Annotated in this window: 13 protein-coding genes; 1 reads left to right on the forward strand and 12 read right to left on the reverse strand. The window is 35.8% G+C overall.

The window, feature by feature from the left end; all coding sequences use genetic code 11:
• Positions 1 to 41: 41 nt before the first annotated feature.
• A complete protein-coding gene (locus tag IGJ34_RS12760) occupies positions 42 to 1,193 on the forward strand; it encodes a pyridoxal phosphate-dependent aminotransferase (protein WP_069653836.1) in 1,152 nt (383 codons plus the stop codon).
• 69 nt (positions 1,194 to 1,262) lie between these two features.
• Here the strand turns inward: IGJ34_RS12760 and IGJ34_RS12765 are convergent, their stop codons facing one another.
• The 12 genes from IGJ34_RS12765 to IGJ34_RS12820 all read right to left on the reverse strand — a co-directional run bounded on the left by IGJ34_RS12765 (position 1,263) and on the right by IGJ34_RS12820 (position 17,383).
• A complete protein-coding gene (locus tag IGJ34_RS12765; protein ID WP_111248544.1) occupies positions 1,263 to 1,970 on the reverse strand; it encodes a recombinase family protein in 708 nt (235 codons plus the stop codon).
• A 269-nt stretch (positions 1,971 to 2,239) separates the two neighbouring features.
• Positions 2,240 to 4,465 carry a hypothetical protein gene (locus IGJ34_RS12770; protein WP_430597597.1) on the reverse strand — a complete coding sequence of 742 codons (2,226 nt, stop codon included), beginning with the start codon at positions 4,463 to 4,465 and terminating at the stop codon, positions 2,240 to 2,242.
• 117 nt (positions 4,466 to 4,582) lie between these two features.
• Positions 4,583 to 5,206, reverse strand: a complete 624-nt coding sequence (locus tag IGJ34_RS12775) for a TasA family protein (protein ID WP_430597598.1) — start codon at positions 5,204 to 5,206, stop codon at positions 4,583 to 4,585.
• Between the two features lie 13 nt (positions 5,207 to 5,219).
• Complete coding sequence (locus IGJ34_RS12780) at positions 5,220 to 6,062, reverse strand: BsaA family SipW-dependent biofilm matrix protein (protein WP_111248541.1); 843 nt, start codon at positions 6,060 to 6,062, stop codon at positions 5,220 to 5,222.
• A 16-nt stretch (positions 6,063 to 6,078) separates the two neighbouring features.
• Positions 6,079 to 6,813, reverse strand: coding sequence for an LPXTG cell wall anchor domain-containing protein (locus IGJ34_RS12785; RefSeq protein WP_206850692.1), 735 nt, complete (start codon positions 6,811 to 6,813; stop codon positions 6,079 to 6,081).
• A 39-nt stretch (positions 6,814 to 6,852) separates the two neighbouring features.
• A complete protein-coding gene (locus IGJ34_RS12790) occupies positions 6,853 to 8,100 on the reverse strand; it encodes a hypothetical protein (RefSeq protein ID WP_430597599.1) in 1,248 nt (415 codons plus the stop codon).
• 75 nt (positions 8,101 to 8,175) lie between these two features.
• Complete coding sequence (locus IGJ34_RS12795) at positions 8,176 to 9,081, reverse strand: signal peptidase I (RefSeq protein WP_430597600.1); 906 nt, start codon at positions 9,079 to 9,081, stop codon at positions 8,176 to 8,178.
• Positions 9,082 to 9,631: 550 nt separating this feature from the next.
• Positions 9,632 to 10,495 (reverse strand): methylenetetrahydrofolate reductase [NAD(P)H], encoded by an 864-nt coding sequence (gene metF / locus IGJ34_RS12800; protein WP_069653845.1) that lies wholly within the window; start codon positions 10,493 to 10,495, stop codon positions 9,632 to 9,634.
• On the reverse strand, positions 10,496 to 12,760 hold the full coding sequence (metE, locus tag IGJ34_RS12805) for a 5-methyltetrahydropteroyltriglutamate--homocysteine S-methyltransferase (RefSeq protein WP_430597601.1): 2,265 nt from the start codon (positions 12,758 to 12,760) through the stop codon (positions 10,496 to 10,498).
• Positions 12,761 to 13,009: 249 nt separating this feature from the next.
• Positions 13,010 to 13,738: an epoxyqueuosine reductase QueH gene (locus tag IGJ34_RS12810; protein ID WP_430597602.1), complete on the reverse strand. Its 729-nt coding sequence runs from the start codon at positions 13,736 to 13,738 to the stop codon at positions 13,010 to 13,012.
• A 226-nt stretch (positions 13,739 to 13,964) separates the two neighbouring features.
• A complete protein-coding gene (locus tag IGJ34_RS12815) occupies positions 13,965 to 15,263 on the reverse strand; it encodes a hemolysin family protein (protein WP_206834790.1) in 1,299 nt (432 codons plus the stop codon).
• Between the two features lie 173 nt (positions 15,264 to 15,436).
• Positions 15,437 to 17,383 (reverse strand): KUP/HAK/KT family potassium transporter, encoded by a 1,947-nt coding sequence (locus IGJ34_RS12820; RefSeq protein ID WP_181429552.1) that lies wholly within the window; start codon positions 17,381 to 17,383, stop codon positions 15,437 to 15,439.
• Positions 17,384 to 18,021 lie beyond the last annotated feature (638 nt).

An 18,021-nucleotide genomic window follows, 5' to 3' on the forward strand; every position in this document is an offset into this window, starting at 1 on the left:
TTAAAAAATAGTATATGAATAAAGAAATCGGAGGTAAAAACATGGATCGTTCAAACATTGCAAAAAAACATCAACAACCTACGGAGAATATCTTGATGGATATTGCCACCTTAGCGAAACAAGTACCTGATTTACTAGATTTATCGATTGGTGATCCCGATTTGATCACAGATGAAAAAATCATTGAAGCGGCTTTTACAGATGTTAAAAATGGTCATACGAAATACACTGCATCCGGTGGCAGTCAAGCCTTTATTGAAACCGTAGTAGATTTTTATCAAAAACAATATGATCTGTCCTTTGAACCTAGCCAAGTGCGTGCAACGGTCGGTGCATTACATGGTATGTACCTAACACTGCAAGTAATACTCGATCCTGATGATGAAGTAATCATTCACGAACCTTATTTCTCGCCGTATAAAGACCAAGTATTATTTGCTGGAGGTAAACCAGTTTTTATTCCAACTTATGAAGAAGATGGTTTTCAAATCAATATCGATGTATTGAAAGCAGCTATCACTGATAAAACAAAAGCGATTATTATCAATTCGCCAAATAACCCAACAGGCGCTGTATTTTCTCCTGAAACGTTTAAAGCAATCGCTGATTTAGCTATCGAGAATGATTTTTACATCCTCTCTGATGAGGTATATGAGGCCTTTTGCTTCTATGATGATTTCATACCAATGGCTACTTTTGCTCCTGAAAATACAATTACGTTCAGTAGTTTCTCAAAAGCATTTGCAATGACTGGTTGGCGGATCGGGTATATGATTGCACCTGATTATATCAATGACGCAGCAAAATTAATCAACGAAAGTATTACTTACTCTGCACCAAGTCCTTCCCAACAAGCAGGAATCTATGCCTTAAAGCATTCTGAAACATTAATACCAAGTGTTGTGTCTGTTTTTAAAGAAAGATTGGAGTATCTGGAAGAAAGAATTGCCAAAATCTCATTTCTTTCGCTTCACCCAATTAAAGGAAGTATGTATGCGTTTATCAACATTTCTAAAACAGGCCTAACTTCTGTCCCATTTGTTGAAGAAGTCTTAAAGGAAACGAATGTCTTGATGATTCCTGGAAAAGCCTTTGGTGAAACAACTGGTGACGATTATGTACGGTTAGCAGCCACACAAAATATAGAAGTTTTGAAAGAAGCCTTTGACCGAATCGAAAAAATGACGTTTTAAACTAAAATAGTTTTGCTTTTTCCTAGTGAATTAATGGAAAAAGCAAAACTATTTTTAATTGATTTTCTATTACTGCTGTTCGCTATCTGATAAAGTGTTATAAAGAATAACTACTGTTGAAACAACACAGACCACGATTTGAATCAGTATATTGTCCGAAAAGTTCTCAGTAATTTTAATTGTAGCAATTGTCAAAAAGAAACACATTGCTAAGATAACTGCTAATTTTACTCGTTTAAATTCTTGCTGGATTCGATAAACCGTCTCAACTGGAACGCCTTTTTGTTTAGCAATCGTTCGTAGTTTATTCTTACCGACTAATTGCCACATGACATCACGATAGAGTCGTTTAGCTTCTGCATTTCTGGTAAATACAGAATAAGTTTCTTTCGTTTGCTTTTTTCCTGGCTTTAAGTTTAGCTTGATTAAACGTGGATGTAGTAACTGATCATTACGACTAACCCACGAAAGCACTTCCCGCCAATCATTTAACGTCAGCTCTGGTGAAGTCAATACAATTAAATCTAACTCTAAATCTTCCAATTCATTAAAAAAAACAAGTAGTTGCTGGTAATCTCTGGAAATAACTTCTAAAAAAGCAATGACTAAACAATCACCTGGTTCCGTATAATCCAATAATCTCTGATAATCACTGTCAGGATCTTGGAATACGTCATAACTATGATTGTCATCTGAAAAAATTTCGTCTAATTCGTACGATTCTAAAACATCAAATTGCTGATTCAATTTGTTTCCACGAGCATAGCCTATATTCATCGTTATCTACTTCCTCGTTTCGTTAATTTAGTCTTGCGCTCATTTGGAAATTGCCGCTGACCGCTGGATTTTGAAAGAGAATTTCGCTTCTCAAGTTGGGCAATTTTCTTTGTCATCTCTGTATTTCTTTGAATGATAGTCATGAGCAAGAGGCTATGGATAAATATGATTAATCCAAGAGCAATTAATAGTAAATACACAAAGAATCTTCCTTTTCTATTAGATTTAAGAATCCAACGCTTTCTACTTGGCATTGCATAAACTTGCTCTTATTGTCCACTATTCTCAATTTTCCCTAATTGATTCTCCTTATAATTCCAACTGTATGGTGTAGGCGAAATAGTAGAATCAACAGTTGGTTCTACGTAAATTGTCAGCCAATAATTCGTATCTTCCGTAATATCTAATTTAATTTCACCGTCTCTTTTCACTTTTCTATCATGTGGCACATCACTTGTTGTCGCGATATATCCACTAAAACGATAATATTCTGGGACCATTAAGGTTACTAATAATTGATGATGACCGCCACTCTTAGCTAATTTTACCGATGAGTAATCAATATCTTCCCCATCTTTTCCTGAAGTCACCGCTAAATTAAATAGATTACTATTTTTATCAATTTTTCCATTATCTATCTGAACGTACCCGTCACTCGGTGAAATTACTTCACTATTGCCTGATACTATCATCTGTCTAACATTCAATTGTATCAGCTTGTTGTAGTAGTAAGTTACGGTATAGTTTTTGTTTACCTTCTCAATAGATACTTTAGCATCTGGACCCGTTGCTACGTCAGTTCCAGCGTCAATTTTATAACTATCTATGACATAATTATCAATGTTCATAACTATCTTTTCATAATTACTGTCTTTAGGAATATCTTGATATGAATCAGCCTGAAGTTGTGTTCCTTCGGTATCGAAATACTTTTCAAAAACACGAAACTCATTCATCAAATCCTTGATTTGAATTGTTTTTACTTTGCTCACATTATTTGAACGATCAACTGATACTATATGAATATATTTTTCCAAATCAGTTATTCCATTGATGCCAGAAATTGTCCCTTTGGTATCATAGTCGACTAAGTTCGCGTCTTGTGTAGGATCATAATTTGGATCTGCTGGATTTGTACTTCCTGTTGGTGCCACATAAATATCATATTTACTAGAACCAATCCGACCGAATTCATCCTTATATCCTTCAACAGTCCCTGCTAAAGTTGAAGTCGCAGAATTGTCGATTTTATAAAAATAGCCAGCTATATTACTCATAATGGTCTCTTTTACGACATCTGATTTTTTTAAGCCACTGGATATCGTATCTGCTTCGATATACCACTGATACTCTTTCCCTTGATCCATACTATCAATTTCAATGTCAAAATTATCTACGCTACCACCCGGTTTCTGTACAGCATTTGCCAGTGCTGGCGCTCGATCATCTTTAACAGTTTGATCTTGTGCCGTTGTTTCAAAAGAAACCTGAGCTAAATTGTATAATGTATTTGCTATGATTTTTCGTTCATCAGAAGTAGATGTTCCATTACTATGACCCGTTTGGATCATACCAAGATTATTAGTGGTGGCTAGATAAAAGGTTGGATCTGCACTGCCATCCCCCGGTTTATCCCAATTAAATGGTGCTTCAAATTCTAACCATTTAGTTGTTTTTGAGTTAGGCAAAATCCCTTGCCCCCACGTATGTGTAAGTGGAATTTTTAATTCCATATCATTCTGTAGCTCGTACGGATATTTCATTAAATAGCCATTATTAGTTATTTTTACATTTGTACTTCCAATTTGAAAAGACTTTGCTTGCAATTTAAACCCTAATTGACCCGCAAAGCTATTAAAATTCGTATGACCACGATCATTAGGGGTAATCGTATCGTGCCCAAAAAGAACGCCTCTTCCAGAATCAATAAATTCTTGTGTTGCGTTTTTTGCAGTAACCGAGATATCTAAATGATTATTGTAATCCCAAGAACCAAACATGATAACATCATATTGAAATTCGCCTTTTGCGTCCTTTAGATAGCCATTGGGATTAGTTCCGTAGTTGTTTTGACTTACGGCCTTAACATTAATTAATTTTTCGCCACTAGAATTTTTTAAATTTAAACCATCCATCCAGCTTTTCAGTGTGTTAGATCCTGCTATATCTGGATAAATATTCAGAACTTTTATTGGTTTCCCATAATTTAGGGAACGTACACTCCAAGAATTGCCATCTTCCGATTGATATAGTTGATATCCTGACTTACTCAAGTCCTTTACACTGTCCCATTCTAGATCAGCATAACTTTTTTTATCTAGTCCACTCCATCTATTTTCAGCTTTTAACCTAAAATCTCTTTTAGTTACCACAGTAGAAGCCTTCAAATCACCTTGCCCCACAAAAAGATAGCCGCTAATAACAAATAAAACAAGTAGTACAAAAAGACTCATTTTTTTCTTTTTACTCTTCAATTTCTGTCTTTGCTTTTTCATTTTATCTCCTTCTTTTCAAAACTTATCAAATCAATGATTTCTTCCTAGAAAACACTCATTTCATGAGTGTTGAATTGAAATAGGCATACATGGAATAATTATTCCATGTGCCTATCCTTACTCCGCATGTTCAGCTAACTTTTTATCGATTGCCTCTAACGCTCCACTGCTAGGTGTAGACCCTTGCCACCATGCATCACGATAAGCATATTTAGCACAATTAATCGCTTCTACTTTTACTAATAAGTTAAAAGTTGCATTGTGATACTCTAGTCCTAAATCTTGTTTTAATTTGACCTCAGTGAATAAGTTTTTAGTAGTATTACTGGGAGTGCCTGACTTTAAAACATTTAAATAGTAATAATAACCATCTTCACCTAATGTCCAATCCGTAAGATTCAGCTCTAAAAGAACCTCTTCTCCAATCTTTGAGGGTAATAATCGCGTGCTTTCGCCATTTTCTAAACGAATTTCAGGCTGAAGCATCACTCGGACAAACTGATCTACTGTTCCTGTATTTTCTACTGATACTTCCTTTGTAACTGATTCATTTGGCTTAATTGTTGTTGGCTCCGTAAAAACTTCTTTCACTTTCGTCTGAAGATTGCCAACCTGAAAAAGATTAACTTTCTCCTCACTCATCATCATCGCTGCATATGCTGTTACACTTCCAATAAGTAAAAGCACAGCAAGGACAGGCAGTATCCATAAAAAATGAACAACTTTTTTCTTTGATTTCATTTTGAATCCCCTCCTAATGAACTTTTTCACGATATATCGCTTCCAGATATGAACTAGAAGGAATATTCCAGTTCTCCATTAGAGATTTTGTAACATCGTGAGCATCCATAACTGGAATCAACTGATATAAAGAACTCTTATACTTGTTTGGTAACATTCGATCTAACGTAATACTTTCGATAAGCAATGTCGTTTTTTCCTTTGGCTGCAATACTTCTGAATAATAAAAATACCCATCAGAATAATACCAATAATTTTGTGTTTCAGGCATTGGTTTATTATTTTCATCATAAATGTCATTATCATTAAATTGAATCGTTAAATACTTCAGTGCCTCGATCGGTCGAGTTCCTTTGTAGACATAAGCTGTACTTGCGTTTTTTTTATCGGCTTTGTAAACCTCTGAAGCTACATAATACGTTTCAGAAGCAATCTTATATGTACTGCCTTTTTCCCAAGTAGCAGTATCTTCCATTGTTAAATCTGATCCACTTGAACTACTTACAATTTTTTGGTTACCATTACCAACGCCATCAGTCATATCAAGCTCAAACTGGGCAAAAAATTCATACAAAGATATCCGAACGATGGCTGGCATTTGTCCGTTGTTCCTCACTAGCAATTTCTTTTCAGTAGTCTTCCCTTGCGCCCATTGTAGATTTGGGGTGAAGACTTCATCGATTGCCGCGGATAGTTTCTTAGTATTAGGATTGCTTTGATTGATTTTTTCATCACTATAGGTAATCCACGAGTATGTACTTCCTACTATAAGTAGTAGGCTTAAAAATACAGAAAATACAGCCAAAAAAGGTTTATTTTGATTGATTATTTTCAACAATTTTTTCTTTCTACTCAATTGTCTCCCCCTTCCTCTACTCTACATTTTCTTGTTCTTCTTTACGTTTTTTCCATAATAAAATTGCAATTAACATCAATAAAAGTCCTGCCAATGTTTTATAAATCAAATTTTTAATTTCTTCGCCAGTCATCGGGAACATCCCTTTAGATGCTGGTTTACTTGGTCGATCTGTACTACTATCTTTAGTCTCTGACGTTTTTGGCTGATTTTTAGTTGCGACAAAAGTCCAGTGATACAACAACTGGCTTTCTTCTTTATAATCTGCCTGGTTCAAGTCTTTATCAACCTCGAACACTGCATTTAAAATTTGATCTTTACCATATTCACATGTTCCTACTATCAATGGTTGAACTGTCCAATCAAATTCTCCATTCCCTAATAACGGTCCCTGATAAATTTTTTTTCCGTCAATGGACAAGGTCAATGTGATCGATTTGTCAAAATCAATCACCCCTTTTTTATTATCTGGGGTTACTAAGATTCCTAATTCAAACGGTTCTTTTACATCCAGACTACGAATCGTAATCGTTTTTTCATAGCTTTCTCCAGGTAAGACATTCGGCAAATCAACATAATATTCTCCTTCCGAAGAGGCAGATATTCCTGTTTCATCGCCAATGACCACCCCTGGAGGAAGGGTTTGACTGGCAATAGCTAGTAACGTTCCACTTGTGAAAGTGATAAAAACACTTAATAAACTGTATAAAACCAATAATAGTAGACGTTTTTGTACTTGATATTGCTGCATCTTTTTATCCCCTTCCCTTTACTTTTTCATAACTAGAATTTAGCTTGCTGCTTGTTCATCTAAATAAGCTGTAATTTTTTTAGTTTCTGAGTCGTCTGCTCCATTTAAGTTCCAACCAGTGCTATCAGTTAACGCTTCTTTAGTTGCTTGAATAGCTTCCATTTTTACAATTAAATCATATGTTGCATTTGTATACTCTGTTCCAATATCGCTTGTAAAAATTAGTTTTTTCAACAAATGCGGTGTTGTCGCACCTGAGATAACTGGACTCGTGAAGTAGAAATAGCCATCCTCTTTGTTGTAAGCCCATTTATCTTTAGCTAATGCAGCAGTTGTCACCATATCTGTACCATATTCTACTCTGATTCCACTCACTCCTAGAGCTACTTTATCCGCTTGAACGCCTTTTTTCTCTGAATTTGCAACTGGAATTTGATCACCATCTGTTGCTGGTGTTACTGCAGGAAGTGCATCTAATCCTAAAGCTTTGCTTGTGTAATCGTAATCAACATCATATTTTTTGCCTGCACTACCTAAAAGTGAAGCTTTAGCTGTAGTCGCATCTGCTGAAGCACCTTCTAAAGAAGAAGCAGCCCAGTTTGTTGCCATATTGCTATAGCCACCTTTATAAACTGAATATTCAGCTTTTGACATCACAAAGTTCCAATCTTCGATTTGTGACCCAACAGCATTTCCGCCTGCCACAGATACTTCTGTTTCCATCGCTTGGTATTTACCACTAGCGTATTCAAAGAATGCAGAATAACTGAATGTTGTATTTTCAGTACCAGTTACAGGATCTTTAGTAACTGAACCTTTTGCATAAACTTTAACACCTGCTGGTAAAGCGGCATTAGAGCCATCTTTTACCTTAGCTGTAACATCTATGTAGTCGCTCTCTGGACCCGTATACTTTTCTCCATCATATTCGACTGGAATATCATCAGATAAAGACAAGACTTCATTCGCTTTCCAACCTGTCGTACGATTCGTTACAGCGCCTTTTTCTGTTAAATGTTTTAATACTTCTTCGTATGAAACACGCACAAACACTGGAGTATCACCAGAATTCGTAACCGCTACTTCTTTTGTGGCATCCGTACCTGGAACGATTGGTTTTGGCTTCCAATTTTCTTCAACACTGACACTACCATCTTTAATTGCGGCAGTTTTCACACGGTTAATTCGTTGGTCTTGAGAATTGATCCACGCAAAGGTACCTGCAGCTGCAGCTAATAATGCTAGACACGCTGCAGCTACCAGCTTTTTCTTTTTGTTTTTTTTCATTTTAAATAATCCTCCTATAAAAATATAATATATATATTCTCACTTTACCTTATTAGATAAGGCAAAGTGGTAATATCATCGTTCATATGCTGGGCGTCTTCTGTTTTTTCGCCTAACAGGTTCTTCTTTGGGTGAAAATAAATAGGCTTTAAGCACTAAGAAAAAGCCGTATAATGACAAAATACAAACCAAGCAAGCCCAAAATTCTTCACGAGCAAATTCTATAACGCTCCCTACTTTTGGCACTGCAAATACTACTTTTCCAAGTACTCGATCTGCTTCTACGGGTGGATCATTGGTTTTATTGGCATCTCCTTTGGTAATAAGGTAATCTCCTTTTTCTCCATTTAACTCACCTTTGCGTTCTACTACTCTATGAGTCAGATACCGTGAACCATCGCCCACACCAAATGTGACAATATCATCTTTTTTTACCTTATCGCCATCCATCAATTTAACAACAACAATATCTCCAGCGTAAAAACCACCTTTTGGTCCATTTTCTTGTGGCACCATAGAATTAGTCAAAACGGTGTAAAATCGATAACCAAAAATCGATGCTGTCGACTTTGAGCTAAATGAAAACATTACAGACATCAAAATAATGCCAATGATAACAACATAAAAAATTAGATTACCTAGGTAAGCAAATACCAATAGTCCTGGACTTTTAGGAGCCTGATTTGGGAGCTTGCCTCTATAGTTCTCCCTCACCTTTCGTTCTTGAGCTGTTCGACGAGGTCTTACTTGACGAGGAGATTCTTGATAGCTTGAGCCTCTAGGGTTTTCAGAAATTTTACCGCGGGAGCCTTGCGCTACCGGCCGTAATCTTGGCTTTTTTCTAGGCTGTCCCTCTCTCACCTTTTCCGAATATAATCTCTTAGATTCTGTATATCCACGCGAACGCTTTTCCGGAGTACTCTGCCTAGCCTTTTCGTCTTTAGTACGTACACTCTTTCTGACAGGCGTTTTTCTCGGCATATATATGCTCCTTTCATTTAGTTGGATATTCTTAACGGCTACTTTCTATTGTAAAAAAATAAAATTCATACTTTTCAGCAACTAATTAAAAAATATACTAAAATAATAATTTTCTCATCTATATAAAACTATAACCACTTGTTATTTTTATGTCAATAAGTATATGAAAATTTCTTTGTAATATTTTTTACTAAATGAGGAAACTTAATTTCTATTAAGAACTCAAACTAATCTATATGTAAAATAAAAAAATAAAAAAACAGGTTGAAAAGGCTTTATTCTCATATATAAACATTTTTGCAAAAAAAACATATAATAAACGTTTAAAAAAAAGGTAAAAAAGACAATTATCTAATCTTTAAATAAACAAAATAACAAAATTCGTTTTTGTTATTTTATAAAAAATAAAACAAAGTAAATAAAAAGAATCGAATAACCCTTAAAATATCAAAAAAATAAAAATTTAACATCTGAATATATAAAAAAACCACACAATTCACCTATCTAAGGCAGGTGAATTGTATAGTTCTTTGAATTTCATATTTTTCAACTAAGCATTAAATAAACTGCGTGTTGCGTCTCTAATTTTTTGTGCGACATAAGGATTATTCATCGTATACAAATGGATTCCATCTGCTCCTTGGGCAACTAAATCTACAATTTGATTAATGGCATAGGCAATTCCTGCATCACGAATAGCCTCTGGATTGTGCTCGTAGCGTTCCATCATTTTTAAAAATTTTGTTGGTAAGGTAACACTCGACATCTTTATCATACGCTCGATTTGCTTTCTATTCACTACAGGCATAATACCAGCTTGAATCGGCACATTGATATTGGCAATATCACACTTTTCTTTAAATGTATAAAAATAGTTATTATCAAAAAATAATTGTGTAATCAGCTGGTTAGCACCCGCATCAACTTTACGTTTTAAGTTCCGAATATCTTCAACAGAACTCTCTGCATCTCCATGCGTTTCGGGATAGCAAGCACCGATAATATTAAAATCTCCTTGTTCTTGGATAAACGCGACCAGATCACTGGCATAGGAAAAATCTTTCTTGGGCTCTTTGTTTGGTAAAATATCGCCTCTTAAAGCTAAAATGTTTTCTACCTTTTTTTCTTTTAGTTCTTCCAAAATAATAAGAATCTCATCTTTTGAAAAATTCACAGCAGGCAAATGTGCCACACTTGGCAAAAATTGTTCCTCTTGTATTTTCTGAGCAATCTCTGCGGTACTCAAGTTTTCACCAGTTCCCCCCGCACCTAACGTCACACTGATAAAATCAGGTTGTTGTCCTTTCATACGATCCAATGTATGGTAAATCGTTTCAATGGGTGCTGTTCGTCTAGGCGGAAAAATTTCATAAGAAAAGACGGTCTTTTTTTTGAACAAGATATCCGTTCTCATCTAAATCCCTCCACGTACCTTTTTTGCCGCAAGTACTAAATTTTTCAAGCTGGATTCCGTTTCTAGTACTCCTCTTGTTTTCAAACCACAGTCAGGGTTGACCCAAACTTTTTCAGTCGGTAGTTTATTGAGAATATTGTGAATGGTTTCTTCGATTTCTTCCACTGAAGGAACACGCGGAGAGTGAATATCATATACTCCTGGTCCAACTTGAGTTTGAAAGTCAATTGCTTTTAATGCATCTAAAATGTCTAAATTTGAACGAGAAGCTTCAAATGAAATAACGTCCGCATCCATATTATCGATATCCTGAATAATATCAGCAAATTCGCTATAACACATATGTGTATGAATTTGAGTTGTCGGCTGTACTTTGCTGTGAACGAGACGGAAAGCGGGAATCGCCCAATCTAGATATTCAGAGTGCCAATCTGTTTGACGTAATGGCAATTTTTCCCGCAGAGCTGCTTCATCGATTTGAATAATTTCAATTCCGTTAGCCTCTAAATCCAATACTTCTTCTTGAATCGCTAATGCTAACTGAAGCGTTGATTCTCTTAAGCTGATATCTTCACGAGGGAATGACCAATTCAAAATCGTTACAGGACCTGTCAACATTCCTTTCATCGGTTTGTCCGTTAAAGTTTGAGCATACTTAGAATAAGCAACTGTGATTGGATTTGAGCGTGAAACGTCCCCCCAGATGATTGGCGGTTTTACACAACGAGTTCCATACGATTGAACCCAAGCTTTTTCAGTAAACAAATAACCTGCTAAACTTTCACCAAAGTACTCAACCATGTCATTGCGTTCAAATTCACCGTGAACTAAAACATCCAACCCGATGTTTTCTTGAAAAGCGACACATTCCGCAATTTTTGCTTGGTTAAAAGCAGTATATTCAATTTCAGTAATTTCACCTTTTTTAAATTTCGCCCGATTTTGTTTGACTTCATTTGTTTGCGGGAATGAACCAATCGTCGTCGTCGGTAAAATGGGTAGTGTTAATTTATCCTTTTGAATCGCTGCACGATCCGCTAAGATGGGTAAACGAATAAAATCCTTCTCAGTTAATGATTCAACTTGCTGTGCTACTTGTTTATTTCTAGAAAAGCGTTCTTGCTCGAATAGCGCAGTGTTAGCATCCAACAGCTCTTGATTGTCTTTTTTATTCTCAACTATTTTCTTTAAATCGGTCAGTTCAGCTAATTTTTCTACAGCAAAAGCAAAATAATTTGTCACCTCTTTGGTCAATGCTGATTCATTGGCTAACGTAAAAGGAACATGAAGCAGTGAACAAGATGTGTTTAACACACTATTGCCAAATGATTGTATTTTTTCAAGTAATGCCAACGTAGCTTGATAGTTGTTTTTCCAGATATTTTTCCCATTTACGACTCCTGCGAATAATATTTTATCTTCTGGAAATCCATGTTCCTCAAGTAAACTTAGTGTCTTCCTTCCTTCAACAAAATCTAAGCCGATTCCATCAAAAGGTAATTCAATCAATTCCTGATACGCATCTCGGACGTCTCCAAAATACGTTTGCACTACTATTTTTACGTTGCCTTTTTTCGCTAATAATTTTTGGTACAATTCTTTAAATTGTTTAACTTCAGCAGGTGATAGATCCAAAACTAAAGCTGGTTCATCGATTTGAAGCCATTCACCTCCTAGTTCTTTTAACTGATCAAAGATTTGTGCATAGGCAATAATCGCTGCTTCATAAAAATCATGTGCTTGTTTTGATCCGTGATACGTAGCTAATTTTAATAACGTAAAGGGACCTACTATAGTTGGACGAGTAATGATCCCTGCTTCTTTTGCTTCCTTAAAGTTGGTGAAAAGCTTATCTCCAACCAGCTTAAGTTCTGTCTCATCATCGAGTTCTGGAACCATATAATGATAATTAGTGTTGAACCATTTTTTCATGGCTAAAGCTGTAACATCACCCGCTTCTCCTTGATAGCCTCTAGCCAACGCAAAGTAAGTCTCTAAAGGGGATAATTGCAGCGCTTGATATTTTTCTGGTACGATATTCAGTAAGACTGCAGCATCTAATGTTGTATCAAAAAATGAAAAATCACCACTTGGAATAAAATCGATTCCCTGATCGACTAACAATTGCCAATGTTTGTTACGCAATTCTTTTCCTTTTGCTTCTAATTCGTCTGCTGAGATTTCTTTTCTAAAATATTTTTCTGTTGCAAATTTCAATTCTCTCAACTCTCCCACACGTGGAAACCCGATAATAGATGTTTTCATACTTTTCCTCCTCCTATAAGGTATTGAATCTACTTTACCACGTGAAAGAAATATAGAATAACATTTATTTTCTATCAGTTTATATAGTTTAAAACTATACACTTGCGTTGCATCTTTCAAAAAAAATAAGCTGGGACATAACTCTACAGTCATATCTCAGCCTCAAGGAATCCGAATAAACGGTAGGAGAATAAACAACTCTCTCTTATTTCTCGGAGTTAAGCATTGCTCTCCCATCCTTGTTCTATTTTACTGTTTTGATTGCTCCACTAAAAATCCTTTTGCTTCTTTATTCACCACTTTTAAGTCAACACCTTGTTTTGTTGCCGCAAACATACAGCCACAATAGCATTGACGATATACATCGTATTCTTTACACAACTCGATTGAACGCTTATATCCGTTATTCTTCTTGAAATCACTAGGTAAATAATTGGTTGCATAAAATTTTTGAATATCAATGCCAATTTCATTGATCAATTGGCTATTTTTTTTCGGAGAGAGTGTTAGTGCACTCCCAAAGTAATCATAGCCTAATTCTTGTGCTTTTTCCGCAACAATGTCTAAGCGCATTTGAAAACAAGCAGAGCATCTTTTTCCGCCTTCGGGTTCTTCTGTCAATTTATTTTCCTGCACCATCTGAATGAATTTATTTGGTTCGTAAGGTGCCGCTAAAAACTGAACTTGGTTATTGGTTTGCTCATTGAATTTCTCTACAAATTTTTGTTGCACGATTTCGCGGCGTTGATATTCTGCTCTTGGATGAATATTGGAGTTAGCGAAAAAAATCGTAACATTCGCATAGTTCGTTAGATACTCAAGCGAATAGGTACTGCACGGCGCACAACAGCTGTGAAGCAAAATAGTTGGACGAACCTCCAATTTTTCCCATTCTGCAATCACTTTTTGCAAAACACGATCATAATTGATTTTCTGATTCGGAGACATTTTCTCCGTTATTTCTGTTACATTTATCAATGAATTGCCTCCATATAATAAAACGTTATGTAAACCCGTTCGTTTTTTAATTTTTGTTTATTCGTTAAAAAGATTTGTGCATCTACGTCAATCATTTCTGATTTCACTTTCCTTAATCCTAGCTGAATAACGACTTTACGTCAATCATCTTTTTGGGTTTTCTCAACAAGTACAAAATGAATAAAAACACACGGAGAATTTATTTTTTCTCCGTGTGTTACTATTGTTATTCGGCTGATTTTATTACCTTAAAGTAATCAATATGGGCATGCTCATAATCCATCACTTCAAAAGTAAAACGATCGATTTTTATTTGATCTCCTACAACAATTTGATTGTTTTTTTGCTCCACGATAAAGCCTGCTATCGTAGACATTTCAGAGTTTTCAAACAATGGAATTTTAACATTGAAATAGCGTTCAAAATCATCCAACGTGATTTTCCCTGAGACGATATAAGAATTATCTGCTTCTTTTGCAATCAACGCATTTTCTAAATCTGTCTCATCCCTGATATCTCCAACTAGCTCTTCTAAAATATCTTCAATCGTGACCATTCCTGTTGTTCCACCATATTCGTCTTTTAAAATCGCAATATGTTTTCCTTCTTTTCGCATCATCGTTAACAAACTTTTGATTGGGATAGTAGCCAAAGCAATGATTGGCTCCTCTACTAATTCGCCGACTTTTCTTTGATCGTTGATAAACGATTCTTTGATTAAGGCGGGCAACGTTACATACCCCAATACATTATCTTTCGATTCATCAATGACTGGATAGCGAGTATGTCCTCTTTTCAAAGAGTGTTGAATAGCCTGCGCCACCGTTTCATCTGCTTCAAAAACCTCCATTGAGGTGCGATCGACCTGAATTTCTTTAGCAAGGGTATCATCGAATTCGAACACATTTTCCATATAATGATATTCCTCTTTAGTCAGTTCCCCTTTTTTATACGAATCAACGGCTACATATAACAATTCTTCCTGCGTCAATGTTTCTTCGCCTTCTGAAACTAATTTTATCCCTAATATTTTCCCAAGCTTCGCTGCAGAATGGTTCAACAACCAAATAAAAGGATACATCACTTTATAAAAATAATGCAGAGGTTTTACAATGGCTAAAACAACCTTTTCAGTTTGGGCAATACTGTAACTTTTGGGCAGTAACTCACCGACCACAACATCCACATATGTGACAATTGCAAATCCTAAAATCACTGAGACCGTCCGACTAAGCGCAGCGCTGACTGGTAAGTTTCCTATCAGCGGATGCAACAATGTCGCTACCGAACCTTCGCCAACCCACCCAATAATCAATCCTGTTAAAGTTATACCTAATTGACTGGCAGATAAATAAGCATCCAAATGATGTGTCACATGGATCGCCAACTCAGCATTTTTGACATTTTCTTTTTTCAATTGTTCTAATCTAGACATACGAATTTTTACTAGAGCAAACTCACTCGCGACAAAAAAAGCCGTAATCGCAATCATTAAAAATAATATAAAAAAATTTATTGCAAGCATCTTTTACACCTCATTTTTATTCTCTTTACTTATTATACTTGTCCTTTAGAAATAGCGCGAATAGGAACTATCGAATGAAAAAAGGCAGAGAAAAAAGCATTTAGCTCCGACAATTTCGACTTTTATTCGAAAGAGCTACTTTTTTCTCGCCGTTTAATTTAAGCTATTTTTATTTAGGATAACCCTTTTCGTTCCCTTAATCTAGTCTTCCGCGTATCACCAATAATCAACGGAACAGATTCATATTTTACTTCACTATATTCCAAACCAAACCAGTTTTCTGGCGTTGTCGTTCTTTTTTTGATTGCCAATTTTAATTGCATGATTTGACGGTCCCATTTCTTTAACTCCGTCACTTTAGATAGCTCTTCACGAATAATAATAAACTGGAAATCTCCGACTTCACGACCTGGTGTCAATGAATACTTCTGTGGTTGTTTAGGTAAACGACCTTCTTTCATTAAATCGTGAACGATTTGTCGAATATAAACATTGACCTCTTGCGCCACATGGAAACCAAGGTAAAGCTGTACTTGCACAATAAAATCTGTACCCATCATATCCACAGAATACTCCTTCGTAAACGGTTCGTCGGTTACTTCAACATTTACAAACCAATAGACATTTGCTCTTTTTGGTTGTTTATCTAAAATTGAATAGATGATTTGTCGTCCAATCTCGTCCCCAATCGTATCTGGTGTCATGAAAACAACATTTGTTTGAGATTTCGGAACGCTTGTATCGTCTTTTAATTGCCGTAATTGTTCAACATATTGTTTAAGCGGAACGGTATCCGATGTTTTCTCTTTGATAATATTGCCACATTCCCATATCGTCATTACCGCTAAGATCAACAACGCGATTCCGACAGCAACATAACCACCATGGAAGAATTTCGCAATACTTGAGACAAAGAAAATCGATTCGATACTCCCAAAGAATAAGGTAACCAGATAGGCAACCCATTTTGGTACACCTTTTTGTAGTAAATAAAACATCAATAAAATAGTTGTCATCAGCATCGTTACAGTGATTGAAAGACCATACGCTGCTTCCATATGCGTAGAGGTTCTAAACGTGATTACGATCAATGAACAGACAATCCATAACATCATATTGACTGCTGGAATATACATTTGACCAATATTCGCACCTGGATAAATAATTTTCAATCTTGGAAACAACTTTAATTTAATTGCTTCTGAAACTAAAGTAAATGAACCTGAAATTAAGGCCTGTGATGCAATTACTGCTGCCACTGTAGCAAAAACAACACCGATAAACATAATACTATTTGGCATCATTTGGAAAAATGGGTTTAGGTTTTCAATCGCTAAAATAGATGGATCATTTTTTGCGTTCAAGATCCAAGCTGCTTGTCCTAAATAGTTTAAAATCAAACAAATTTTGATATACGGCCAACTTGCACGTATATTGTGTTTACCAACATGTCCTAAGTCAGAATACAGTGCTTCTGCACCTGTTGTGGCTAAAAATACATTTCCTAAAACAAAGATCCCTAGTTTATTTTCAGGACTAAAAAGCAGATGGATTGCATAGTATGGATTCAACGCACGAAGAACGGTCCAATCTTGCCCAAAATTAATTAACCCCATGACACCTAAAAATGTAAACCATGCAAACATAATCGGCCCAAAAGCTTTTCCAACCGCATCCGTTCCGAAACGCTGAACAGAAAATAAGATAAGAATAATAACTAAGGTAATCATCACGATAATGTTTTGATTGCTCCCGAACCGATCAAAGAAAACTGGTATTCCCCGCAATCCTTCAATCGCAGTAGTCACCGTTACCGCAGGTGTCAATACGCCATCGGCTAATAACGCTGCACCACCAATCATGGCTGGAATAATCAAGTATTTTCCTTTTTTGCGCACAAGCGTGTATAAAGAGAAAATCCCCCCTTCACCATGGTTGTCCGCATTCAAAGCAATCACAACATATTTGATTGTTGTTAAAATCGTTAATGTCCAAAAGATTAATGATACCGCACCAATAATGAAATTCTCTGAAACATTTTGAAGACCACCATTGTCTCCCACGATCGCTTTCATCACATAAAGCGGACTTGTTCCGATATCTCCATAAACGACACCCATCGCTACTAAAAGACCAGCAGCCGTCAATTTCTGATGATGCGAAACTTTTGACTTCTCTACCACAAGATTCTCCTCCAATTTAAAAGCTAGGCAGGCTTGTATAACTCGGACTAAAGAATAGGGACCTTTATGTGTGACATTTTTTATCACTAAAAGGGTTCGTTCTCTTTCCCAAGAGTTAGCTTGCGAAGCTAGATGTTGTTAAAAGCCAAAGTATTTATTCAGCTTCAGCATGAAAACACAGTACCAAAATTTCCATTTTTAAATAAAACAAGAGACCTAAGTGAAACGACACTTGGCCCTTACACTTAGGTCTCGCAATTTCATTCTTAGACCAGTGTTTTCACACTTGCTGTTGATCTAAAAACATAGATAAACTATGTTGCTACTCCCCTAAGATTTTTATTTGGGCATCCAAATAAAAATATCGGTTGTTTAGTTATAATTAATTTAAAAAAACATCGCTAAAAAATCAAAACAACTGATTTTGATAACAACTATAATACTCCTTTACCATTTTAGCAAGCCTTTTATGTAAATAATTTCAATAGTCTTTTCACAGCGCCCTTTCACATAATTAAATATTTACAAAAAAAACGCCTGAAGTACTAAATTCTATTAAGGAATCAGTACATCAA

Source organism: Enterococcus sp. AZ177, from assembly GCF_050544585.1.
GTDB classification, from domain to species: domain Bacteria; phylum Bacillota; class Bacilli; order Lactobacillales; family Enterococcaceae; genus Enterococcus_L; species Enterococcus_L plantarum.

What these genes read in the sequence shown, in the direction of transcription:
- IGJ34_RS12760 (WP_069653836.1), top strand. Translation starts at nt 42, where the DNA reads ATGGATCGTTCAAACATTGCAAAAAAACATCAACAACCTACGGAGAAT.
- IGJ34_RS12765 (WP_111248544.1), bottom strand. Translation starts at nt 1,970, where the DNA reads ATGAATATAGGCTATGCTCGTGGAAACAAATTGAATCAGCAATTTGAT.
- IGJ34_RS12770 (WP_430597597.1), bottom strand. Translation starts at nt 4,465, where the DNA reads ATGAAAAAGCAAAGACAGAAATTGAAGAGTAAAAAGAAAAAAATGAGT.
- IGJ34_RS12775 (WP_430597598.1), bottom strand. Translation starts at nt 5,206, where the DNA reads ATGAAATCAAAGAAAAAAGTTGTTCATTTTTTATGGATACTGCCTGTC.
- IGJ34_RS12785 (WP_206850692.1), bottom strand. Translation starts at nt 6,813, where the DNA reads ATGCAGCAATATCAAGTACAAAAACGTCTACTATTATTGGTTTTATAC.
- IGJ34_RS12790 (WP_430597599.1), bottom strand. Translation starts at nt 8,100, where the DNA reads ATGAAAAAAAACAAAAAGAAAAAGCTGGTAGCTGCAGCGTGTCTAGCA.
- IGJ34_RS12795 (WP_430597600.1), bottom strand. Translation starts at nt 9,081, where the DNA reads ATGCCGAGAAAAACGCCTGTCAGAAAGAGTGTACGTACTAAAGACGAA.
- metF (WP_069653845.1), bottom strand. Translation starts at nt 10,495, where the DNA reads ATGAGAACGGATATCTTGTTCAAAAAAAAGACCGTCTTTTCTTATGAA.
- metE (WP_430597601.1), bottom strand. Translation starts at nt 12,760, where the DNA reads ATGAAAACATCTATTATCGGGTTTCCACGTGTGGGAGAGTTGAGAGAA.
- IGJ34_RS12815 (WP_206834790.1), bottom strand. Translation starts at nt 15,263, where the DNA reads ATGCTTGCAATAAATTTTTTTATATTATTTTTAATGATTGCGATTACG.
- IGJ34_RS12820 (WP_181429552.1), bottom strand. Translation starts at nt 17,383, where the DNA reads ATGGGTGTCGTTTATGGAGATATCGGAACAAGTCCGCTTTATGTGATG.